This is a genomic window from Kurthia sibirica, assembly GCF_003143975.1.
Lineage (GTDB): Bacteria > Bacillota > Bacilli > Bacillales_A > Planococcaceae > Kurthia > Kurthia sibirica.
On record NZ_QFVR01000016.1, the window covers coordinates 1 to 23,434 of the forward strand.

Below are 23,434 nucleotides of genomic sequence, written 5' to 3' on the forward strand. Positions count from 1 at the left end.
AGCACCCGGACTGAGCGAAGCGAGGGAGAAGGCTGGAGCCGTGCCCGCGAAAAGCGTCCGCCGGAACGGAATCAACGGCTACGAGGAAAAGCGAGGACAGGAACGAATTTCGTTCCTGTCCTCGCTTTTCTGTGCATAAGTGGACTTTTTCAGTGCCCTCATTAATCGATGTCTTTACAATTTTTATGTTTTTTTACCCAATCATCAAAATGATCCATTACCGTATCGATGAATGATAGTGTATCATTGTCAGTGAAGTTTCCTTCATCATCAAATTTTTTGTGAATACTACCAATTAAGACTTCATTTCCACCAAGAACAGGTGATTTCAAACCATTTGTAAACAAAATTTCACGTAAATGCAGCTGTGCTTTCACCGATCCTAAAAATCCAGTCGAGCAGCCCATAATGATCGATGGCTTATCATGCATGACAAGATCCACACGCGACAACCAATCGATGGCATTTTTCAACACACCTGGGATCGACCCATTATATTCTGGCGTGACCCATAACACTGCGTCTGATTGGGCAATTTGTGATTTAAAAATAGCTACTTCATCAGGCGGATTGTCTTCGATATCTTGACTAAAATGAGGGAGCGTTGAAATAGGTAAAATATTCATGTCGTAGCGCATACTATAGCGTTCTACGAGATTAGTAGAAAACATCATATTATAGGAACCTTGTCGAAAACTTCCACATACTACTGCAATTTTCATAAATAAAACCACCTTTCTTACTACGCTCATTTTCCCTATTTCAGTAAAATCTAACATTTTGGAGGTTCTATTCGTGACACAACAACGAGATATGCAGCAACTTTGGGCTAGTGAAAAATATCGGGTCATGTATGTTCATCAGAACAGTTATAATACAATCCGACATTTTATGGCGCAGCCAGATGGTACATTGCAACAGCTTCAACAACTACTAGATAACGCCCTTAAACAGCAGCCGTCTAGGGGTTCCGCGATCAATACATTCGACCATATATGGGGTTATTTTAAAAAATATGCTACACCAAAAGAAAAAGAGCATGCCCAACAATTACGTAACCACTTTCAAAATGCAGATGAATTATGGTCTTTTTTAGCAAAACTAGCTGTACACTATGAAGTTCCATATTTAAAAAACAGCACACTCTTACTTCCCTATTTATAGACGAAACACCTATTCTACATGACGGGATTATTTACGAGACAAATAAGTTGGCAAAGAAAGCAATTTCAATTAGCTGATTAAACATGCTACTTGCTCATGTCGAACGTAGCATGTGCTGAGCAGACCTAGTATTATACTATGTAAAGTCCCCTCAAAATATGATAAAACCAATAAAAAAGTAGCTAGTATGAAGGTTTCCTTCATACTAGCTACTTCATTTTATACAATTATTTTGCTACGATATTTACAAGTTTACCTGGTACAGCAATCAATTTCTTGATTTCTTTACCTTCGATTTGTTCTTTTACTTGATCATTAGCAAGTGCAATTGCTTCTAGTTCTTCGCGCGTTGCATCTTTAGCTACAATGAGTTTAGCACGAACTTTCCCATTAATTTGTACGACGATTTCAATTTCATCATCTACTAATTTAGAGGCATCAAAAGTTGGCCATGCTGCATACGTAATCGTATCATCATTTCCAAGAATCGACCATAGTTCTTCAGCGATATGCGGTACGATTGGTGATAGCATTTTCACAAAACCAATTGCATATTCTGTTGGGACAACATCCGCTTTATAACATTCATTAATGAAGACCATCATTTGTGAAATCGATGTGTTGAAACGGATTGTTTCATTGTTATCCGTCACTTTTTGTACGGTTTGATTATATACTTTTTCTAACGTCGTATCTGTTGAATCAGCAATTTTCGATGATTTTTTACCATCTTCCGTTACGAATAGACGCCAAATACGATCAAGGAAGCGACGTGCCCCATCTAAGCCATTTTCAGACCATGGAATGGAAGCTTCTAGCGGGCCCATGAACATTTCATATAGACGTAATGTATCTGCACCATGTGATTCGATAATATCATCTGGGTTGACAACATTCCCTTTAGATTTAGACATTTTTTCATTACCTTCACCTAAAATCATTCCTTGGTTGAATAATTTTTGGAAAGGTTCTTTTGTAGGGACTACCCCCAGATCGTAAAGAACTTTATGCCAGAAACGTGCGTATAGTAAATGGAGTACGGCATGCTCTTGTCCGCCAATATAAATATCAACTGGCAACCAACGTTTTAATAGCTCTGGGTCTGCAATACATTCTGTATTTGTTGGGTCAATGAAACGTAGGAAATACCATGATGAACCTGCCCATTGTGGCATTGTATTTGTTTCACGACGCCCTTTCATACCTGTCTTCGGATCGACAACATTTACCCATTCTTCTATATTAGCAAGTGGTGATTCCCCCGTACCTGATGGGTGGATGTCCTTCGTTTTAGGCAGTACTAATGGTAGTTCTTCTTCTGGGACAGTCGTAATTGTACCATCTTCCCAGTGAATTACTGGAATTGGCTCACCCCAATAACGTTGACGTGAGAATAACCAGTCACGTAGACGGAATGAGATTTTCTTCTCACCAGCTTTATTTTCCTCCAACCAAGCAATTGCTTTTTCAATTCCTTCTTCTTTACCTAAACCATCTAGGAAATCAGAGTTAATATGAAGACCATCACCTGTGAATGCCTCTTTATCGATATCGCCGCCTTCAAGAACGGGGATGATTGGTAAATTGAATTGTTGCGCGAATTCATAATCACGTTCATCATGAGCTGGAACAGCCATAATTGCACCTGTACCATATGTTGATAGGACATAATCTGCAATCCAGATAGGTACTTCTTTACCGTTGATTGGGTTTACTGCGTATGCGCCAGTGAAGACCCCTGATTTTTCTTTAGCAAGATCTGTACGCTCAAGATCAGATTTTAATGACACCTTCTCAAGATATGCTTCAACTGCTGCTTTTTGCTCCGGTGTTGTAATTTCTTTTACAAGTTTATGTTCAGGAGCTAAAACAGTGTAAGTTGCACCAAATAATGTATCTGGACGTGTTGTGAATACGCGGAAATCTTTGTCTGTTCCTTTAATAGCAAAATCAACTTCTGCACCTTCAGAACGACCGATCCAATGTCGTTGCATATCTTTAATATTTTCTGGCCAATCCACATCATCCAAATCATCTACTAAACGATCTGCATAATCTGTGATTCTTAGCATCCACTGTTTCATCGGACGGCGAACAACTGGGTGCCCCCCACGCTCTGATAAACCATCGATTACTTCTTCATTTGATAAGACCGTACCCAATGCTGGACACCAGTTTACAGCTGCTTCATCAATATAAGCTAGTCCCTTATTGAATAATTGTACGAAAATCCATTGTGTCCATTTATAGTATTCAGGATCCGTCGTATTAATCTCACGTTTCCAATCATAACTAAACCCAAGCTCTTGAATTTGTCGTTTGAATGTCGCAATGTTTGTTAATGTGAACTCTGCAGGATCATTTCCTGTGTCAAGCGCATACTGTTCAGCAGGCAGACCGAATGCATCCCAACCCATCGGATGTAACACATTGTAACCTTGCATACGTTTAAAGCGAGAGAGAATATCTGTCGCTGTATAACCTTCTGGGTGACCAACATGTAAACCAGAACCAGATGGGTATGGGAACATATCCAATGCATAAAATTTTGGTTTTGAATTATCATTTACTGTTTCAAAAGTTTCATTTTTATCCCAGAAACCTTGCCATTTTTTCTCAATCTTTTGGTGATTAAAGCTCATTTTATTTCCTCCTTTTAATACGGTCGAACAATCCTGAAACCTAAAAATGGGAATAAAAAAAGTCCCGTCCCTTGTACGAAGGGACGAGACATATAGATTCCCGCGGTACCACCCAAATTAGTGTAAACACTCAACTTGAATCTTTAACGCAGATTTACGGCTTAGGTTCGTTACATGCCACCTATGCAGACTCACAAGGCAAGTTCGATTTATGCAAATACTAGCTTCCACCATGTGCTAGCTCTCTATGAAAAGCATCCTTAATCTACTACTCCCGATCACAGTCCTATATAGTATATTAATTTAATTTTATCTGATACGACCTAAAATAACAAGTACAATTGTTTAATTGTCTGATTTTTCATCCAAGGCAATTATTTCCTAGGAAATAATTTATTCTTTTCACTGTGCTAACTAGTTGATTTTCTCTTTTTTCTTTAATGGTAAATCATAAAGAAGGAATGGCAGAACCGCCAATAACAGAACAAATACTAAAAGAATAAACATAATTTGCATGCCATATGTGTCCGCTAATACGCCACCGACAACAGGTCCAAGCATACGTCCAAATGTAGCAAAGCTATTAATAATACCTTGGAAGTAACCATCTCGACCTTTCGGTGCAAGCATGCTAGCGATTGCTGGTACAACTGGGAAAATAAACATTTCACCAAATGAAATAATAATCATGGCCATTAGGAACATTTTAAAGGTACCTGCAAAAGATACAACAATAAATGATGCAACAAAAAAACCTAACCCTATCATCATTTGTGATTTATATTTACCTTCCAAAAATCGTACAATTGGAGCAATAATCGGCTGACCAAAGACAATAATCAAACCATTAACTGTCCAAAGTAAGCTATATTGCGTTAATGGAATACCCAGTTGTTGTGTATAGCTTGAAATCGTTGTCGTCCATTGTGTATAAACGAGCCAAGCCAACATAAAACCGACACCAATAATCAATAATGCAAATAACTGAGTGCGTTCTTTTAGTGGTCCACCTTCGCTGAGCATCGTTGTTGATACATACGTATCGCTCGCTTTAATCTTTTTGTAGGATAAGGCGATATAAAAGAAAATTATATACATAATCAGGTTAGCACCAAAGATCAAATCAAAACTAATTGTAGCGATCAGCCCTGCTAAGATTGGTCCAACGGCTACACCGAGATTTTGTGCTAAATAGATGGCATTAAAGCCCCGACGCCCTCCCTCAGGCCAAGCGATGCCAACCATGGCATACATCGATGGGAAAACAATACCTCCACTAAAACCGATTAAAGTTAAAAAATAAACATAATGTGGCCAACCATGCCATATTGTAAGCAGTATTAAACCGATAATGGTAATAACTATACCAATCATAATCGCTTTAAATCCACCAATTTTATCAAATAAATAGCCGCCTAGTAAATTCCCGACTACACCTGCTGCTGCATTGGCCATTAATACCAGTCCAGCGATGGACAGTGATTGTCCGAGATGTTCATTCAAATAAATTGTATTAAGAGGCCATAAAAATGAGTTACCTGTCGTATTGACGAGCATCCCTATTATTAATAGCCAGACTGTGTTCGGTATTTTCTTTATTTCAGGCATATTCCATGACCTCCTTCACATCAAAAACCTTCCATAATCTTAGTTGATATTTCATAATGTTTCAAGCTAAATATTCCGAAATCCGAAAAAGTTTTTTCACTTGAATATCATCCTACTATTTCTAAGAAAAACCATTTCGTTATTTTCATCATTTCATGTTAAAATGGACTATTGAGGAGATGAATTTACATGACAGAAAATCAATTTCCATTCCCATCCGATGGAAAACGTTATTATACATGGAATCGTTATTTACGTAATGAATTTGGTTCAAAGGTTTTTAAAGTGGCATTAGATGCTGGCTTTGATTGCCCTAACCGGGATGGCACTGTAGCGTTTGGTGGCTGTACTTTTTGTTCTGCTGCAGGTTCTGGTGATTTTGCCGGCGACCGCGTTGATCCAATCCCCGTTCAATTTGCTGCGATTAAAGAAAAAATGGAACATAAGTGGAAGGGCGGTAAAACAATTGCCTATTTCCAAGCATATACAAATACACATGCACCGCTTCCAGTGTTAAAAGAAAAATTCGAAGCAGCTTTAGCTTGTGAAGGTGTTATTGGTATTAGTATAGCTACACGCCCCGACTGTTTACCTGATGATGTAGTCGAATATTTAGCCGAACTAAACGAACGTACTTATTTATGGGTAGAACTTGGTTTACAAACGGTTCACGATAAAACAGCACGCCTTATTAATCGCGCACATGACTATAAACTTTATGTCGAAGGTGTCAATAAATTACGTAAACATAATATTCGTATTTGTACACATATTATTAATGGTCTCCCATTGGAAGACTACGATATGATGATGGAAACAGCTCGTGAGGTAGCAAAACTGGATGTTCAAGGTATTAAAATACATTTACTGCATTTGCTAAAAGGAACGCCACTTGTTAAACAATACGAAAAAGGACAACTAGCGTTAATGGAACAAGATGCCTATACAACTTTAGTGGCAGATCAGCTGGAAATTATTCCACCTGAAATGGTCGTCCAACGCATTACCGGAGACGGCCCTATTGATTTAATGGTCGGTCCTATGTGGTCCGTCAATAAATGGGAAGTATTAAATGGCATAGACGGCGAATTACAAAAACGTGATAGCTGGCAAGGAAAACATTATAAAAAAGCGGAAGTGACTGTATAATGAAGCTTGAACGCGTACTAGACTATGCACATACTTTATTGGAAGATGTTATATCAGAAGGTGATTGTGTTGTTGATGCCACTGCAGGTAATGGCTATGATACGGTTTTCTTGGCTAATTTAGTTGGAAATTCTGGCAAAGTGTACGCTTTTGACATTCAGCAACAGGCGATAAATGCTACAAATGATCGTTTGTCACAAGCAGACTTAACATCTCGTTGTGCCGTAATTTTAGCTGGTCATGAGGAAGTAGCTACATATGTAACTACCCCTATTAAGGCAGCAATATTCAATCTAGGTTATTTACCTGGTGCAGACCATACCATCGTTACAAAACCAAATACGACACTAACAGCACTCGACTCTATTTTATCGCAACTTGTCATTGGTGGTGTCATCGTGATGATTATTTACTATGGACATGATGGCGGACTAGAAGAGCGCGATGCACTTCTAACATTTGTCGCCGCTTTACCACAGAAAAAAATCAATGTACTGCGCTATGAGTTCATCAACCAAAAAAATGCGGCTCCTTTTATTATTGCCATCGAGCGTATAAAAGCATAATAGTATTTAAACGAAAAGCCACTTCCCTTTTTGGAAGTGGCTTTTCGTTTAGATTTTCACGCCTCTACATTAACTAAATCATCCTAGCATGAGATTTGATATAAAGGCTGATAAAACGCATTGTCTATTTCTAGTAAAATCATTCTGTTGCTAAATTCAAATTCTCAATAACTGAAACATCAAGCATCGCGGTAAGGTCCCGTATCGTTTCAGAATAAATAATGGGCGGAACAGCGTTTAACATCAACTGATTAGGAGAAGTACTTAGACAAAATCTGATATTTACAAGCGTCATAATATCCCCGGATTCCATCATATGCCACGAATCTATCGTTTCTAGAATGGCATTCACTTCCTCACCCGCAAAAAACTTTGTCATTTCATCCTCTTGATTCACCATCCACCCTCTGCTTTCCAATAGAAATTTTGCTTTGATCGGCTGGATTTGTTGCTTAGCAAAACGCGAACATTCATCTACTAATTGCTTCTTCTCTTCGACAAAATACAACGCTCTAAATACTTGTTGGAAAGGTTGTTTTACATGGTTACTAGTAAGTTTTTCTTGCCAACTTGGCAAATTCCCTTGCTGATGTATTTCATAAGGGTGACAAACGATCAACTCATCACTGTATGCAAGCGAATCAATCCTTCCATCGATTTGTTGCACCCCTTTTTGACATAAGACCCCTTGACGATTAGTCATTGTACAAAAAACTAATTTCTTTATAATTGGCGCGAAAATCGGATGTGTCAGTGCTAATCGTAGCTCCTCAAATTGAAAGCGTGTACGATTGACCATCGCCTCTTCAAATAGTTTACGACAACGTATTAATTGTTCATTTAGTCGTTTTTTTACACGCTTTAATTCGACTAGATAAGGCTCATTATTTAGGGATGAGGGGATTTTCTTTACGTATTTTAATGCTTTTTCTACCCGAATATCTACTAGGCCATCCTCATCAATGGTCAAAGCTACTAGATACTCACCTAATGCGGTCGGTTGACCATACGTCGCCAGTTGCGTTACATGCAGCATTTCCATTTTCCACATAAAGCGACTCATTTCTTCACCGTAATTTTGCGCTAAATTCGCTACTGCTATATCGACTGCTTTCTTTTCACTTTTGCGTCTTTGAGCCCCGTATTGCTGACTTTGCTGTAAAAAGTCTTGTAAAAATTCATAGATAACTAGAGCATCTTCTAATTTAGTGGCCTCATTTAATGACACTAGACCGAGCGCTTGCACTTTTTCTTTATTTCTCTTTGCTCTAATTTCTTCTTTCAAATCTGCGCTCGTTATTTTTTCAATTTTTATTTTAGCGTACAACTTAATACGATGATAAAAAATATTCTCTTTACTATTATTTGCACATGTTTGAATTAATGCCCATTGCCTAGCATCGACTTGAGCTAGGCATTTTTCAAACCAAGCACAATCTAAAACTCCCTCAGACAATTGTTGCTTAGTTACGGTTGTGTAACTGGCAATCGAGCTATATTCATACTCATCTAACTGTTCGCTTGAGTAAGCAATCCACAGCCACGCTGCGCTATCCAAACCTGACCATCCTAAATAGGCACTAATATAAGGTACCCAAGCATTTTCATAAAACATACAATTCAGTAATTGTTCCTCTGTAAAATTATAGGGCGCTATAATGCTAGTAAACTGTTCTATAGTCAAATCAGCTTCAGGCCGGCTACTTTCTAGTAGATGACAAAGTATGGTCATCCTTGAATAATTATTTTCAAACGAATGCGTGTTTTTTAAACGTTTTTCTTTGCCGATTGCCTGTACTGCTTTTGCAAAAAGTTTTGTATTTTGATAGTTATTAAGTTTAGTCAATAATAATTTCGAAGCCACTGTACATGATTCACCACGCGCCAATTCTATGTCAAAAAGGCGAGTTAGTATGCTATCCTTTGCACCCACTAACCAATTAGTCTCTTCTGTAAGCTCACGATTGAAGAGTTCTTCTATTACGTTACTATCTTGGTCTACTAATTGTTCATATAGTGCATCCTGTGGTAAATACCCCGCTGTTATTGCCCTATCCAAATCTTGTAAGTCCATATACTTAATAACACGACTACCTGATATTCTGCTCTCTCTTTCAAAATGAAGTGCCATCAATTTTTTGAATTGTTCTTCCGACTTTGTATAGCTTTTACATTGCATGAAGATAGATTCGATCAAATGATGTTTAAATAAGTGATCATTTTGTTGCCCTTTTTTTCTTGTAGCAAGCCAACGCCATTGGACATCATCTATATCCTGAAGCAATTCATTGTACGCATTATAATAAAGCGTAAATAGGCGATTTTCATCCATCACTACGCGCTCTTTTTTCAATGTCTTCACAATAAGCATAATTGTATTTTGCATTTCGCTATTCACTAAATAACGTATAATTGTATCCAGTTTTTCAAAGTCAAAAAATTGCTGCATGATTGGTAGCAACTCCGAACTAACTGTTTTTGATGCACTATTATATCCCGTTTCATTGATTAGTGTCAGACAACATTCCATCATGGAAAGTTCTTCATATGTTACATTATTTTCTTGTGCCCACTGTAACCACATCGCATGAAAAGGGAGTGTACTTGAGTCACTACATGCCCATTCAAAATCGAATAACATCATTTTCATCGTTTGATGCCCGTCATTAAAATCAAACTCTTTTTCCAAATTCTGCTGTATCGTTCGAGTCAATTGTTTTAAAGCGTACCGTACTTTATTGTCATCTACATTCAATAATTGTTGCAGATTGCCCCTCAACAAATTCGGTCGTGCAATAGTGTACGTAAGCGGGTAATTCGGTGTGAATAAGCCAAAGCCATTTTCCGCTTCATACTTTATAGGAGGGATTTTTACACTACCTGTCATTAATTGTTTAAAATACATAATTTGTTCCTGTGGAATTCCTTCTTTCGCTTGAATCACTTCAAAGAGCATCTCCCCACCATCACGTAGTAATTGTTTTTTACTCGTTAATAAATGCTCAAGCACGGCTTCAATTGTTTGCGCTGGTAAAGAAGCGAGTAATTTTACTGCGGTATAACGAATTTCTTTATTTTTAGCAGTAAACAGCTGTTGGACAGCCGTAACTTCAACTGAATTCAATGTCCACTGTTCCACATAATTTATAGCATTCATGCGAATCATTTCTGAGCGATCACGCAATAAAGACAACACAAACAGGCGGTCACTAGCTGTAACTTTATTTCCCATACTCATATGCAAAAGATCAAAGCGATTATCCATTGTCATTTTTGTCTTTTTCGTATATAAATAATTTTTCCATTGCTCATTATTTGCAACAATCGCTAGCATAATTTGGATAGAATAGAGTGGTTCAACCGTCAGTACTACTTCTTCAAATGGTGCTATTTCAACTTGATGTTTTTTTGTAAAAAGCATCAAAATGGCATCTATTCGTTCAAATAATGACTGTGGGTAATGGCTATACTTCCTAAATTCGTAACTTATTTCGCTATTCTCATCATATAATTGATCGTTGTACAATTTATTTTCTGCTAATTTAACGATAGCAAATGTCAAAATATCTAACTGATTCGTCGATAAAATCAAATGAAATAACAGGTGATCATCCGATTTTTCAAGGGTTTTCTTTTTGTATAAATAATAGCTCAGGGTCAATTGCTGTGCGACACTTCCTTTTGCTAAATGATTATATGTATATGTAGGATCCGTCCATACTGCTACCAAAAGTGCTGCATGTATTGTTAGTGGATTGTCACTCGATAAAGCCAGTGGTAACTGACTGCTATTTTTATACAATCTCATCACTTCGTTAAAAACCTGCTGTTCCTCTGTTTCAATATGCAACCACTGCCTTATAGCATTACGCATAAATGCATAGCGCATGAGTTTTTGTTCTTCTACAATCGTCATAAAGTAAAGCTTTGTTTCTGCCTGAGCTTCAGCAACAAATTTTACTATTTTTTCGCGTAATCCTTCTTGATGCTGCCCTACAATTAAACATTTTCCAAATACCTCTAATAACTGTGGATGTCTGCTTTGCATAATTGCCTGAATAAGTAATTCTTTATCGCATAATTCATCATTTCTTTCATATATAAATGCTCGTAATTGCGTACTGTAGCGTTCATTATTATGAGATAATTCATACTGTAATTTCAGTGAAAAAAAGGCATTCGTCATCATTATTTTTTCAGAACGATCTTGCAACCAGCTAATTTCAAAGCAGTCCGTATTATGTATTTCACCACAGTAGTATTCCCCCTCCAATACGCTCGTGAGGACATCATCCATATTTACATGAACATTTTGCTCCGCACCAAATACGAGTGATGATATTTTATGTATATTTTCTTCAACTTGATTGTCACTTTTACTTTCCAATGCTAACGCAATCTGTTGGATTTGAAGTGCTTCTTGTCGCCCAACGATTACATCCATGATTTCAAATAATATATGGTCAAATAAATCTTTTATTGTTTTAGATCCTGTCATCATGATTATTTTTTCAAATTCTTCAACCTCACCCTCCCAGTACTCATTTTTTTTATTTTGTTCTGCTTGTCTAATTTTAGCGATCACCTTTTTTTGTGTGATTGACCACTCATTTTGTTGTAATTTTATTCGTTTAACTACTTCTTTTGATAACATTAAATTACTCCTTTATGCAAAATCCCTATATTTATACAAATAAAGCATTCATGATAAAATTCATGAATGCTTCTAATTTATTTCCCGAAAATTTTTTTCAAAAGACCTTTAGGCTGCTCTTTTTGCTGCGCTTCCTGCACAGCAACTTCTGCTTTATGCTGCTCGACATTGAGACGATTAATGGCAGACATAATAACACTATTTTGTGATTCTACACGATCAAGTTGTTTTTTTGAAATTGTACTTTCGGTTCCAACTGGTGCTGCAATTTGTAACTTCATCTCAGAAAATTCATTTTTCAATGTATTATTTTGTTCCATTAATAGATCATTTTGTTGTTGCTGTGCTTGAATCAAATGTAATAACTGGGCATTTTGAGACTCGATGCCCTTTACATGCTCTGCTAATAATTCCATAGCATTCGACAAATCGCTATAACGATCAAGCTCATACTTATTATTTGCCGGTACAACCTGCTGCTTACTTGCAGGAATAATTTCAACTTCTGATATATCAAATTCCGGATTTGTAATGACCGTTGCCGCCTCTTTTAATGTCAGCCCTTGCTCATTATGTAATTGCTTGTATGCATGAAAATACGCAATATCTTCTTCGTTAAATTCGCGATAATTACGATGATCTCTTTGTATCTCATAGCCGTTCTTTTCAAGAATCGTAATATAATGTTTAATTGTTGATTTCGAAATGCCTACTGCTTCTGCCAATTCGGCAGGTCCAAATGTTGTTTTCATGAGATACCCCTCTTTCTCTTTGACTAGTTGCCAACTCCATCTTCTCAAATTTGCACAAGAAATGCCATTAATTATCTGTGATTTCATTAATTATTTACCCTAATTCAACCTAATTTAATACAAAAATAAAAAAAGAAGGTAGAAATCAGTTGATTTCTTCTTCTTTTAATAAATAATACGGTTATTTTTTGTTTCTTTTTTCCCAGAAAGTAGCATTCTTAATACCTAGCTTAATCGGATCAAATACAGGATCCATCCCTGTACGTTTCTGCTGTTCGTAATCTTTTAAAGCAATTAATGCGGGTTTAACAATAAAGAGTAGAGCAATCACATTAATCCATACCATAATTCCTAAGCCAATATCCCCTAGCTGCCATGCCAATGAGGATTCTCTTATTGCACCAAAGAATGTTGCAATAATAATGCCGAATTGCACGAGGCGAATGCCAATTTTCTGCTTTTTACCATCAAAAATATAGGCAATATTCGTTTCTGCGATATAATAATAAGCCATAATCGTTGTGAAGGCGAAAAAGAATAAAGCGATCGCCACAAAACCTGACCCAAAATTAGCAATAGGAAATGCTGTATCAACGGCCAATTGTGTATAGGCTGTACCCGCCTGAACACCTGGTATATTTTCAACTAACATCGTACCTGTTTTTTCATCTATAACATTATACATACCTGTAAACAAAATCATGAATGCTGTTGCTGTACATACAAGAAAAGTATCTAAATATACTGATGCAGCTTGTACTAAGCCCTGTTTTACTGGGTGAGATACTTCAGCTGCAGCTGCTGGATGCGGTCCAGTCCCCTGTCCGGCTTCGTTAGCATAGATTCCACGTTTTACCCCCCAAGCAATTGCCGCTCCTAAAATACCACCAAAGGTTTCATTGACACCGAAGGCACTGCTGAAAATCAAACCAAAAACATATGGTATTTGCTCATAATTTAGTGCAATAATAATCGCTGCCACTAAAATATAGCAAATAGCCATAAATGGTACGATAATCGATGCTGCATTGGCAATACGTTTTACGCCACCGACAATAATAATGCCCAATAGCACACATACTGCTACACCAGATACCCAAGTTGGTATATTAAACGCATGATTCATTGCATCTGCAATAGCGTTGGCTTGTACAGTTGGTTGTAATACAGTCATTGCCACTATAGCTGCAATGGCAAAAAACATCCCTAAATAACGTTTACCCGTAAATTTTTCTATGTAAAAAGCTGGTCCTCCACGATAAACACCATTTTTTTCCTCTTTATATATTTGTGCCAGAGTTGATTCAATATAGGCAGTTGCTGCGCCTATAAAAGCGATCATCCACATCCAAAAAATAGCGCCCGGTCCACCAAATGCAATAGCAGTTGCTGTACCAGCAATATTACCAGTCCCAATTCTACCTGATAAGGCCATCGACATTGCTTGAAATGACGATACACCAGCCGCTGATTTTTTGCCGCTTACTATTTGACCAAACATATCTTTAAAAAAGCGTACTTGTACAAATTTTGTACGGAATGTAAAAAGTAACCCGATAGCAAGAATTCCGTAAATCATCCATGGTCCCCATAAAAAATCATATATAAAACCAACTACTGTTTGCATGTCATTTCCCCCTAAACACGAATGAAAATCGTTTACTACATCATTATCTTCGCTTTTATTATTCTTCTATTATATATTCAAATAGTATATCTCGCCATATGGAGTTCTTCTAAATAACGCTAACTAAGGCACTTATTTTCTAACTGTACTTTCTAAAAGGACATTTTATTCATTTTATATGATTAAAACTATAGATTTTATACATTCTAAATAAAATGTGTTTCCTAGAAGTACGAACATTCAATTGATAATAGCCCTATGTAAACGCTTATTACCGAATATTAGGAAAGTCTTCACAAAAAAAGAATAATGAATGATTGTTTGCCTTTTACTATAAAAAAAAAGTAGCGCAATCCAATGATTGCGCTACCTTTTTTTATATAATATAGCCAATTGTTCTTAAACGATTGAATACAAAATCTTCGACATATTGATAGATGAGATCTCTTTCTGGTTCCTGATACAAATCATGGTAGCAGTTCGGCCACTCCTTGTATTGATAGTCAGATAGTTTTTGCTTTTCCAACCATGAGCGATTATAGGCAATATCCACTATCTTATCGTTTTTACCATTCATCATTAATACCGGTAAATCTTTAAAGCGACCTTCTACTTGCGCAATAGCTTTCATAAATTGTTGCAGTTCATGATACCAACGAATTGTTACAGTCGTTGAATAATAGGGATCATCTTTTTCATCTACATAAAAATCATAACTACGTGTCAAATGTTTTATATTAATATCATGTGTCATTTTAAAACCACCAGCTATTTTACTAACACCTTTTAAAGCTGTCGCCATTTTTGATTGTTGATGTTGCAAATGGAGCCAGGGGGATGTCATAATAACGCCTGCAACCTCATATTTAAATTTGCCGATTGCATGCATCGCAAAGGTTGCACCCATACCATGACCTAAAATAAAGATAGGTACATTATATTGTGTCGCTTCATAAATCATCAATTTGATGTATTTTTCATAGTCCTTCAAACTTTCGTCATGAACGCCCTTATTTTTACTTTGTTCACCATGCCCTGGTAAATCCCCTGTAATTACATGGAATCCAGATACACGTAGTTTTTCAATTAGCCAAGCATAGCGTTTATGATGTTCATAGGCACTATGTATAATAACAATAACTGCCTTAGCTTGATTTTCCGCTTCCCATTTCCACATATACTTCTCTCCTTAAACTTACTCTCTTATATTGTAACGTATTTCAAAGGGTTTTCGTTCCATTATCCATCATTGTTTGATACGATTATGTTACATTTTTGAAAAAGGGAGGTATTTTAAGATGATTTATCCATACAATGAAAAAACACCTCAAATTGATGATCGTGCATTCATCGGTGAGAATGTCATAGTTACCGGTGATGTCACGATTGGAGCAGATTCTTCTATATTTTATAACACAGTCATTCGAGGCGATGTCAATACAACTATAATAGGCAAAAAAGTCAATATTCAAGATTTATGCTGTTTACATCAAAGTCCCGCATACCCATTAATTTTAGAAGATGATGTTTCTATCGGTCACCAAGCTACATTACATAGTTGCCATATAAAAAAAGCAGCCTTAATCGGTATGGCATCTATCATACTGGATGGCGCTATAATTGGTGAAGGTGCCTTTATCGGCGCGGGCAGTTTGGTTACTCAAGGAACCGTAATTCCTCCAAACACATTAGCATTTGGACGTCCAGCTAAAGTAATTCGCGAACTAACAGAAGCAGATCGACTTGATATGAAGCGTATTCGCGATGAATATTATTTAAAAGGTCAATATTATAAGTCATTACAAAATAAATTACGTTAGAATAATGGGCTGTTTAACAGTAGATTGCTTACTGTTAAACAGTTTTTTGTTATAGCCTTTATTTACCCATTATGACAAACAATTACACCCTTTTTCTTTTTCTCCCCAACAAATCAATCTTACCTCGAACGTAACAGAATTCTTCATTTTCATGCGCATAGTCGTCGCGAGCTAGAAAGGAATTGCACTTTTAAAGTTAAACTTTATCGTATACGGGTGTTACTTACCACTTGGCTCGATTTACTTACCGGTTGTACCCATTTACTTACCGGTTGACCTCTTTTACTTACCGGTTGGCTCGATTTACTTACCCGCTTAGCACAACTGCTTTGATTACGCTGTATTCACAATAGGATTCTTCACTTTCATGTAATTTGTTGGCACAGGTGTGAATTTAGGCAAAAAAAAGCCATTAACAGTACACTGTTAATGGCTTGAGTTAGTGTTAGCCGTTTGACAACACTTTTTGTGCTTCAATTTTCAAGGCCTCTAGGCGTTTACGATCTTCAACGCGTTGGACAGATTGTTCTTCTTTGACACGTTTATAGTCATCGATCCCTGTTGTAATTGTATCCCACATAGATTCGATTGTTTCCATTTTAATGCTTGAACTACCTGCGCGCTGTGCAATTTCGACGCTTTGTTGCATAATATCACTCGTGACATCTTTAAGCATTTCGTTAGCACGGTCTTCGAATGCATTTAATGAGTCTGAATGCATTTTTTGACGTTTTGCGTTGACAGCATTGATGATGCCCATTTTGAAAACAGGAATTGTCGTAACAAATGCACTATTAATTTTTGCAATTAAATCATTATTACCACGCTGCATCGTTTTAATCTGTGGTGCTGCAATGACAGAAACCATACGAGCTTTTTCAAGATCATCTACCTTACGCTCTAATAACTCTTGAACTGTACGTAAGTTTTCAAGTTCGATACGTGCCATTTGATTGCCACTCTCAACTTTTTGTTCGCAAGCTGGTACTAAGGTATTTTTCACTTCATCTAATTTCATTTCTGCTGCTACTACATATTTTTCAAGCTCAAAATAATATTTAATATCTTCTTGGTATAAACCCTCTAAATCCTGATTATTACGTTTCAATTCATCTTCAATTACCATAAATTGCGTGTGAATTTTTTCAATTTCTTTACCTAAAGTATTGTACTTACTAAATAATTGTTCGATATTTTTCTTCGCACGATTGAAAAGTTTGTTCATGAAACTTGGTTCTTTTAAAATTTCATTTTTATCAAATTTACTCATTACTTTTTCAAGTTGGTTGAGTAACTGGCTTGAATCATCTAATTTCGACATCGTCATTGAATCTAGAATACGATCCGAAAAACGCGATAATTGCATAGCCGGTTCTTTACCTAGTGTAATCAATTCCATTTGGTCACGTACGTCCATACGTTGGACAATATTGAGCACCTCTGGATCTTTTTGTAGTTCTAATTTCATCATTTGCGCTGAGTTTTCATTTAAGCCTTCTGATGGTACTTTTATTAAATCTGTCATCTTGCATACCTCCTATTTTAAAATAAACGATCGAAAAATTTTTTTATTTTCTTAGAGCCCGAAACAGTAACTTCTTGAAAAGCCATATCAAATACCATGTCATCTAGGCGATGAACATCGTAGCTCTGTTCTGTAATATAATGTTCTATATCTAGTTTACCAGTTGGATTATATAACACAATATCCAAACCAAAGCGATTCAAGAAAGCGAGTAAAATCGCATCTTCTCGCGTAACTGATTGTCCCTGACCATTATCATAAACAACGATTTTAGGGATATCCTGTGCATAATCATAATTTTGTAATAAACGAATAATTTCCTCTGGAATTTGTGCCAAATATTTAAAAATTGTAACGGATAAGGCATCAGGTGACTCGCCTTTTTCTAATTTAATTGTAGGATTTTCACAACAATTAATAATCGTTACAGCCATTGCTTTTTGCAGTTCAGCCGGAAATTCTCGATATTGCCACCAGTCACTTTGCATCATTTTATCAGCAGATAAGCGACCTTTATCTAATGAATGGTTATAGTGAAACTGAAAATTAGATTTTGATGCCTGCATATATGGAAACTGCTTTAACAACAATGTTTGTGGTCCAATTAGTTGATGTAATCTTGACCAATACTCGTCCCGGTTTGTTGTCACACCACTGATTTTAGCAAAAATCACAGGGATAATTACATGTTTATTTTCTACTTTAAATTCCGGACGAATCATCGCCTTTTCCTTCGCATAAATGAATATATCATCATAGGTCATACGAAGAGTAAGTGCTTGTGGAATATGATGTTGGAATTGCCATGCCTTGAAAACACCCGCATTCCCATCGGTAAGTAAGCGATCAAAATGCTGACTTGAGCGATAGCCGACAGTAGATTGACGCTGTCTTTTTTCTGAAGGGAACGGCTCTAATGGGATTTTTTCACTATAGTTATATACTTTTGTAAACTGTTCATCCTGATCTATAGCTATCATTGCATCTTCACCTGTCGGATCAAATAGTAAAACATCACAGCCAAGTTTAATAAGTAAAACAATAAAGTATTTTTCACTTGGTTTTAATGGTCCATACCAGACAATTCTCGGAAATTCGTCGTCGACATTGCTTGTAGCCATCCATTTTGCCCAATGATTTTTAAGCCATTTAACCAAATCGATTAACACGCGGCGAAAATCATTAGACAATAGTCCAAATGATTGTTGCTGTTGGAACATCGACAATACTTCGATTACCTTTAATTGCAAATGTCGGTTGAGAGAATCATCGGCAAGTTTTGGTAATAGCTGACTACCATACATCATGGCAACAAGACGGTTAATCGACAAGCCTTTTGGTTCGGATGTATGACGTTGTAAAATTTCTTGTAATGCTTGAAAATCACGTTGATCAATCGTTTTGTCCAAGTGCTCACTCAAGACAAAAATCGTGTCATTTTCTTCTAAATCTACGAGCATATTAAAATATTCATCGTGATCTAAGGGCACACCATTGACGCGTAATGCCATCGCCTCGAATTGAACTAATTCTTCATTTTGAATGTAATTTGGTCTTAATTTGACTGACTCATGAAAGGTCTGCAACCAATTCTCTTGGTTTGCATATAGTAGAACATTGATCTTTTTCCCTTTCATCCAATCCCTCCTTACTCCGATTTAGACATGACAAAACGGAGTACTTCCTCCGTAAACGCAAGTCCTGTCTTTTCTGAAAAATGTATATGGTCATGCTGTAAAAAGTCAGCTTGATCAATTGTGCCATGTGCCGGTACAAAGCTAAAATCCGCTTCAATATTCATTTGGACATCCATCATTGAATCACCTGCAGCTATATGTACCGTATAGTTTTTTTCATTTTTTAAATATTGTACTGCGCGTTCCTTCGTCAAGACAAGTGGTAAAATATAAAGTTTAGTATGATGCAAGATGACACGCCAACCCAAATCAGCAAATTGTCTAATGACATCATATAATACATCATGCTCTATTTTTTCGATATCGACCTTACAAACATAGAATAATTCATCAACTAATACAAAACTTGTAGTTTGCCAATTTGAAAAATCAAAATGTTGCAATACTATATCCTTTGATACTGCTGTTTGCGCAATTAAATCACGAATCGTATGCTGCCATTTTTCATCTATTTGACCATGTCGCAAAATCGTACCTCCATTTGAAGTAACTACGTTTTCCGCTTGTAATTGTACCATACCTTGTATGCGTTTATACTCTGCGACAGAGCGAGTCGTTACAGGAATGAAATGGAAATCACGATGAATTTGTTGCAACAGCGTATACGTAGCAACTGACATATAACTTCTTGGTTGCTGCGATAAATTGGTCTCCACAATAAAACTGTCATCTACAATAGGATACATCGCCATCATACGGCGAGAATAAATTAATGTTCGATCTAAATCTGATGTAAATAAAATCATGTCGTCACATCCTTAATCAGTCCACAACATGAATAGATCATGTCATCATTATATTCTATTGGTATATTTTTTTCTTGTGCCAAATGATAAATATGCGATAAATCAATTGTCGCTTGACGATTCACTACTATTTTCCATGGTACTCGTCTCAGCAAAACCCTTGTTGTTTCACCAACACCGGGTTTTACAAATTCACTTTTACTAATACCATATTGCTGTTGTAGGATTGCTACATCTTTTGCACCCAACCAAGATAGCTCATGATTTTCTCGTAATACTATTTCTAATTGTTTTTCCACCTGTTTTTGTTGCACAGGGAAAAATTGTACAATGGCTGTAATGAATTCTTGAGATTCATCCATATGTTTTAAATGTTCATATGTTTTTGCACCATGGAAACCTGTTGTATCCATTAATTTTTCATTCAATAAAGTACGACTCACGAGTCCGGAAACCGTAGAGTTCAAACAAGCAGATGGTATGACTAAGTCTTGACGTGTACCAAAAATCGCTGCACAGTAACCTGGATCAGCCAAAACCGCTAAATCAGCACTTATATGATGATCAGTACGTTTATTATACTGTCTACAAGCCTGTATAAGTTCCTTACTAATTGCGCCTTTACCCGTCCAACCATCAACAAATTGAATCGACTTACCCGGATTTTGCTGTGCAATATAATCAAGTGCTACTTCATCGATCCCTCTGCCACGTAATATTGATATGGTATAATGCGGCACATCCGCTTGATAAGCAAACTGAATATATCTTTTTACCAAAATACCTATTGGTGTGCCTGCCCGTGCCAAACTAACGATCACCCATTCTTTATTTTGATGTTTTCGCCAAATTTGTTCAGCTAAAACACCTGTATAAAGTGCCATCTTATCAGCATTTTCACGTAATAATGTATGGTAAATCTCCATATATTGCGCTGTTGGTTCCGATTCAATCGGTAACATCATGGAATAGTGAGTACCTGATTGAATCTTCTCTTCTCGCTCAATTGTAGATAATTTTTCAACTGGATTGACAACTTCTTGCAAAAGAAATTGTACATCATTGTCATCATAACTCCCTTTAACTGTTTGCCACACTATCTACACCCCACTTAAAACAATGATCATTATTTTTGGTATATTCGTCATTGCTAATGCATTTTTTAATGATTGTAATGCTTGTATATCTTTTGCTCTCTCCACAAAAACGAAGGCCTGTTCGTACTTATACGTTGCTAAATTATATAAGTAATTTTCTACACCGCTATTTTCTGGACTATCAAAACATAGTTTTTGCGTAATCGTATAAGGTGCTTTTTCCACATGGATTGGACTGCGTGTTGTTGCATGAAAATACACATCATCACCTAGTTCTGCAGCAATTTGCATCGGAATATACATGAATTCACCCGTCCCAATCACAACTGTTTTACCATTCGTACAATGCTCTTTTAACTCCGTAGCGAGTTGTTTAATTGCTTCATGATTATAATCTTCTGCAGCCATCATAAAACGCCCTGTTTGCTGCAAATAATCAGCATTATTTTGCTGCTGTCCTTCATCAATTGAGCACCCTGCAATCGTAGGTAGTACTGTCTTGACAGGCAAATGTGAAATAATTGGCACTATTTCTGTTGGTAGCTCTGCCGCTTCAACTAACAGTGGCTCACCTATACACTCGAATTGGCCCTTGACGATTGAGTGAAATTCAATGGGACCTAGGCTTTTAAGACGTGCTTCATTTTCTTGTGATAACCAATTTAAGATAGATAGAACAGCATAGTTTTTCACAGTAGGAAATGCTTCTTTTAATATACCAATAATATTGTACAATGTTTTACCCGTTGAAATTTCATCGTCAATTAAGACAATCCGCTCGAATGGCTGCTGCGAATCACCATATAACCGGTGGCTTGTCGCATGGGAATGCTCTTCTTCAAACGTTAGAATTTCCACTTGGCTGATGAGTTGTTCACGTGTTGTATGCACATAGTACGCGTTATTACTAAAATGACTAAATGTCGCATGACCTAACGCTGTAGCTGTTTCGGCAAAACCAATAAAAAGAGTTGGTACTGCTGCTTCAATTTGATGGAGTTTTTTCAATGCGTTATTTGGTTCTGTTACACCCTTCATACCATCGACTGCTGTTTGCATTTGTTGTAGATCATCTGCCAACAACATAGCCAACAAACGCCCTGTTAGCTGTGGTACAGCGGCTTTAACAGCCAAGTGTTTACCCAAAACTGTACTGACAAATAAAAATTTTCTTTTTTTATTAATACGCGTTGCCATTAAAAAAAGTTCCTCTTCAGCGAATTGAAATTTATTTTCTGTAAATTGTGTTTTGATATAATAATTTTCGACTATTTTTGTTGTCATAATATATTACCCTCATTTTGTTGTAGAAGCATTTTGTAATCTACATCTTTATTTAAAACGCCAAATATTTCAGCACGTTGAATAATACGTCTCGCCCAATAAAGATGTGGTTTCATCTCATTCATTTTATTATTGTAGCTACTTTTTTCAACGCCTTGATTTTCTTTTTCATAAATAGATGATGCATCCATATATTCTTCATGTGTCACGCAATGCAATGCTTGTACAACATCAATATGGCTTGGATGAATAACTGTTTTACCTACGATACCATTTTCAATATTCTGCTGAATTTCTCGTATAAAAGTGTCCATTGCTGGCATCGTATTAAAATATTCATATACTGGACCAGCTATAACATAATGATTTTCTTTACGCTGAAACATATTCAAAATATCCGCGATAACATCATTTAATAATGCAATTTCGTGTACTGTAGTTGATGATTTTCTTCGAATACCATAGAGTCCACTAAAATCTGTTGCACCGATTCTTAGCATCAAAATCATACTCTTATAATTTTTTAGTATATCGTTAATTTTCATCAACGATTCCAGGCGACTTTCCTTATACATAATTACAGTAGATTCTAAAATGGGCATAGCATAGAGGTTCAATTGATATTGACTATTAATTTGTTGCAATGTTTCACAAAAATCAAAGGCATTGCTGGCATCAAATTTTGGCATAACGACTCCAGTTAACACAACTAACTCATTATGTAATTGATCGCTAATACGCTGCAATTGTTCCGCATTTCTTACGCGTACAAACAATAGAGGCATCTCCTCATGGTTGGTAATTTCCTGATGGAGTCGTTGAATTAATCGAATGAATTGCTCTTCACACACTTCAATTACATCATCAGAAATGGCATCCTCTAAGTCGATAACAATCGACCGTAGATTCGCATATTTTTTTGCGACTAGCAGATCAAATATACCTGATTTATCTGCTGGCATATACAGTGTTGCTCCTAATGCATATGCTAGATTATGCTTAGCTGTTACCTTGCTAAATTCTGTTGGTTGTTTATAAAATAGCGACGATGAGAGTCCACTAAAATACTTCATTAATGATTGCCTTCTTTCAACTTGCTATGA

General features: G+C 36.5%; 17 protein-coding genes and 1 other annotated feature. Of the genes, 4 read left to right on the plus strand and 13 right to left on the minus strand.

What is annotated here, in order from left to right:
* Window positions 1–161 precede the first annotated feature (161 nt).
* Window positions 162–722: an NADPH-dependent FMN reductase gene (locus DEX24_RS11510; protein ID WP_109306579.1), complete on the minus strand. Its 561-nt coding sequence runs from the start codon at window positions 720–722 to the stop codon at window positions 162–164.
* Between the two features lie 73 nt (window positions 723–795).
* On the opposite strand from DEX24_RS11510, the gene DEX24_RS11515 reads away from it, so the two are divergent.
* Window positions 796–1,164 carry a DUF1722 domain-containing protein gene (locus DEX24_RS11515; protein ID WP_109306580.1) on the plus strand — a complete coding sequence of 123 codons (369 nt, stop codon included), beginning with the start codon at window positions 796–798 and terminating at the stop codon, window positions 1,162–1,164.
* 227 nt (window positions 1,165–1,391) lie between these two features.
* On the opposite strand, the gene leuS is transcribed toward DEX24_RS11515, so the two are convergent.
* Both leuS and DEX24_RS11525 read right to left on the minus strand, forming a co-directional pair.
* Window positions 1,392–3,806: a leucine--tRNA ligase gene (leuS, locus tag DEX24_RS11520; RefSeq protein ID WP_109306581.1), complete on the minus strand. Its 2,415-nt coding sequence runs from the start codon at window positions 3,804–3,806 to the stop codon at window positions 1,392–1,394.
* 76 nt (window positions 3,807–3,882) lie between these two features.
* Window positions 3,883–4,097, minus strand: a binding site (T-box leader).
* 123 nt (window positions 4,098–4,220) lie between these two features.
* Window positions 4,221–5,396: an MDR family MFS transporter gene (locus DEX24_RS11525; protein ID WP_109306634.1), complete on the minus strand. Its 1,176-nt coding sequence runs from the start codon at window positions 5,394–5,396 to the stop codon at window positions 4,221–4,223.
* 207 nt (window positions 5,397–5,603) lie between these two features.
* Between DEX24_RS11525 and mnmL the strand changes: the two genes are divergently transcribed.
* Both mnmL and mnmM read left to right on the plus strand, forming a co-directional pair.
* Window positions 5,604–6,563: a tRNA modification radical SAM protein MnmL/YtqA gene (gene mnmL, locus DEX24_RS11530; RefSeq protein WP_109306582.1), complete on the plus strand. Its 960-nt coding sequence runs from the start codon at window positions 5,604–5,606 to the stop codon at window positions 6,561–6,563.
* Window positions 6,563–7,129, plus strand: coding sequence for a tRNA 5-(aminomethyl)-2-thiouridylate-methyltransferase MnmM (gene mnmM, locus DEX24_RS11535; protein ID WP_109306583.1), 567 nt, complete (start codon window positions 6,563–6,565; stop codon window positions 7,127–7,129). The genes mnmL and mnmM overlap by 1 nt, the downstream gene beginning before the upstream one ends.
* Before the next feature lie 139 nt (window positions 7,130–7,268).
* Here the strand turns inward: mnmM and DEX24_RS11540 are convergent, their stop codons facing one another.
* The 4 genes from DEX24_RS11540 to DEX24_RS11555 all read right to left on the minus strand — a co-directional run bounded on the left by DEX24_RS11540 (window position 7,269) and on the right by DEX24_RS11555 (window position 15,339).
* Entirely contained in the window at window positions 7,269–11,783 is a 4,515-nt protein-coding gene (locus DEX24_RS11540) for a DUF4132 domain-containing protein (protein WP_109306584.1), read from the minus strand.
* Between the two features lie 77 nt (window positions 11,784–11,860).
* Window positions 11,861–12,535 (minus strand): MerR family transcriptional regulator, encoded by a 675-nt coding sequence (locus tag DEX24_RS11545; protein ID WP_170112923.1) that lies wholly within the window; start codon window positions 12,533–12,535, stop codon window positions 11,861–11,863.
* 181 nt (window positions 12,536–12,716) lie between these two features.
* Window positions 12,717–14,162, minus strand: coding sequence for an alanine/glycine:cation symporter family protein (locus tag DEX24_RS11550; protein ID WP_109306586.1), 1,446 nt, complete (start codon window positions 14,160–14,162; stop codon window positions 12,717–12,719).
* Window positions 14,163–14,538: 376 nt separating this feature from the next.
* Window positions 14,539–15,339 (minus strand): alpha/beta hydrolase, encoded by an 801-nt coding sequence (locus tag DEX24_RS11555; protein ID WP_109306587.1) that lies wholly within the window; start codon window positions 15,337–15,339, stop codon window positions 14,539–14,541.
* Window positions 15,340–15,460: 121 nt separating this feature from the next.
* Between DEX24_RS11555 and DEX24_RS11560 the strand changes: the two genes are divergently transcribed.
* Complete coding sequence (locus DEX24_RS11560; protein ID WP_109306588.1) at window positions 15,461–15,982, plus strand: gamma carbonic anhydrase; 522 nt, start codon at window positions 15,461–15,463, stop codon at window positions 15,980–15,982.
* A 445-nt stretch (window positions 15,983–16,427) separates the two neighbouring features.
* On the opposite strand, the gene DEX24_RS11565 is transcribed toward DEX24_RS11560, so the two are convergent.
* Genes DEX24_RS11565 through DEX24_RS11590 form a run of 6 tightly spaced genes read right to left on the minus strand, consistent with a single transcriptional unit; the run spans window position 16,428 to window position 23,404 of the window.
* Window positions 16,428–17,507: a toxic anion resistance protein gene (locus tag DEX24_RS11565; RefSeq protein ID WP_109306589.1), complete on the minus strand. Its 1,080-nt coding sequence runs from the start codon at window positions 17,505–17,507 to the stop codon at window positions 16,428–16,430.
* A gap of 17 nt (window positions 17,508–17,524) precedes the next feature.
* Window positions 17,525–19,144, minus strand: a complete 1,620-nt coding sequence (locus tag DEX24_RS11570; protein WP_109306590.1) for a YceG family protein — start codon at window positions 19,142–19,144, stop codon at window positions 17,525–17,527.
* Between the two features lie 11 nt (window positions 19,145–19,155).
* A complete protein-coding gene (locus tag DEX24_RS11575) occupies window positions 19,156–19,950 on the minus strand; it encodes an HAD family hydrolase (RefSeq protein ID WP_109306591.1) in 795 nt (264 codons plus the stop codon).
* On the minus strand, window positions 19,947–21,047 hold the full coding sequence (locus DEX24_RS11580) for a cysteine protease StiP family protein (RefSeq protein ID WP_246131527.1): 1,101 nt from the start codon (window positions 21,045–21,047) through the stop codon (window positions 19,947–19,949). Before DEX24_RS11580 ends, DEX24_RS11575 begins: the two co-directional genes overlap by 4 nt.
* A 3-nt stretch (window positions 21,048–21,050) precedes the next feature.
* Window positions 21,051–22,331 carry a phosphoribosyltransferase family protein gene (locus DEX24_RS11585; RefSeq protein WP_109306593.1) on the minus strand — a complete coding sequence of 427 codons (1,281 nt, stop codon included), beginning with the start codon at window positions 22,329–22,331 and terminating at the stop codon, window positions 21,051–21,053.
* Window positions 22,328–23,404 (minus strand): HpcH/HpaI aldolase/citrate lyase family protein, encoded by a 1,077-nt coding sequence (locus DEX24_RS11590; RefSeq protein ID WP_109306594.1) that lies wholly within the window; start codon window positions 23,402–23,404, stop codon window positions 22,328–22,330. Before DEX24_RS11590 ends, DEX24_RS11585 begins: the two co-directional genes overlap by 4 nt.
* Window positions 23,405–23,434: the final 30 nt, after the last annotated feature.

Coding starts and splice junctions, on each gene's coding strand:
- DEX24_RS11575 (WP_109306591.1), bottom strand. CDS start 19,950: ATGATTTTATTTACATCAGATTTAGATCGAACATTAATTTATTCTCGC.
- mnmM (WP_109306583.1), top strand. CDS start 6,563: ATGAAGCTTGAACGCGTACTAGACTATGCACATACTTTATTGGAAGAT.
- DEX24_RS11565 (WP_109306589.1), bottom strand. CDS start 17,507: ATGACAGATTTAATAAAAGTACCATCAGAAGGCTTAAATGAAAACTCA.
- DEX24_RS11510 (WP_109306579.1), bottom strand. CDS start 722: ATGAAAATTGCAGTAGTATGTGGAAGTTTTCGACAAGGTTCCTATAAT.
- DEX24_RS11545 (WP_170112923.1), bottom strand. CDS start 12,535: ATGAAAACAACATTTGGACCTGCCGAATTGGCAGAAGCAGTAGGCATT.
- DEX24_RS11555 (WP_109306587.1), bottom strand. CDS start 15,339: ATGTGGAAATGGGAAGCGGAAAATCAAGCTAAGGCAGTTATTGTTATT.
- DEX24_RS11570 (WP_109306590.1), bottom strand. CDS start 19,144: ATGAAAGGGAAAAAGATCAATGTTCTACTATATGCAAACCAAGAGAAT.
- DEX24_RS11550 (WP_109306586.1), bottom strand. CDS start 14,162: ATGCAAACAGTAGTTGGTTTTATATATGATTTTTTATGGGGACCATGG.
- DEX24_RS11560 (WP_109306588.1), top strand. CDS start 15,461: ATGATTTATCCATACAATGAAAAAACACCTCAAATTGATGATCGTGCA.
- DEX24_RS11540 (WP_109306584.1), bottom strand. CDS start 11,783: ATGTTATCAAAAGAAGTAGTTAAACGAATAAAATTACAACAAAATGAG.
- DEX24_RS11585 (WP_109306593.1), bottom strand. CDS start 22,331: ATGACAACAAAAATAGTCGAAAATTATTATATCAAAACACAATTTACA.
- DEX24_RS11590 (WP_109306594.1), bottom strand. CDS start 23,404: ATGAAGTATTTTAGTGGACTCTCATCGTCGCTATTTTATAAACAACCA.
- leuS (WP_109306581.1), bottom strand. CDS start 3,806: ATGAGCTTTAATCACCAAAAGATTGAGAAAAAATGGCAAGGTTTCTGG.
- mnmL (WP_109306582.1), top strand. CDS start 5,604: ATGACAGAAAATCAATTTCCATTCCCATCCGATGGAAAACGTTATTAT.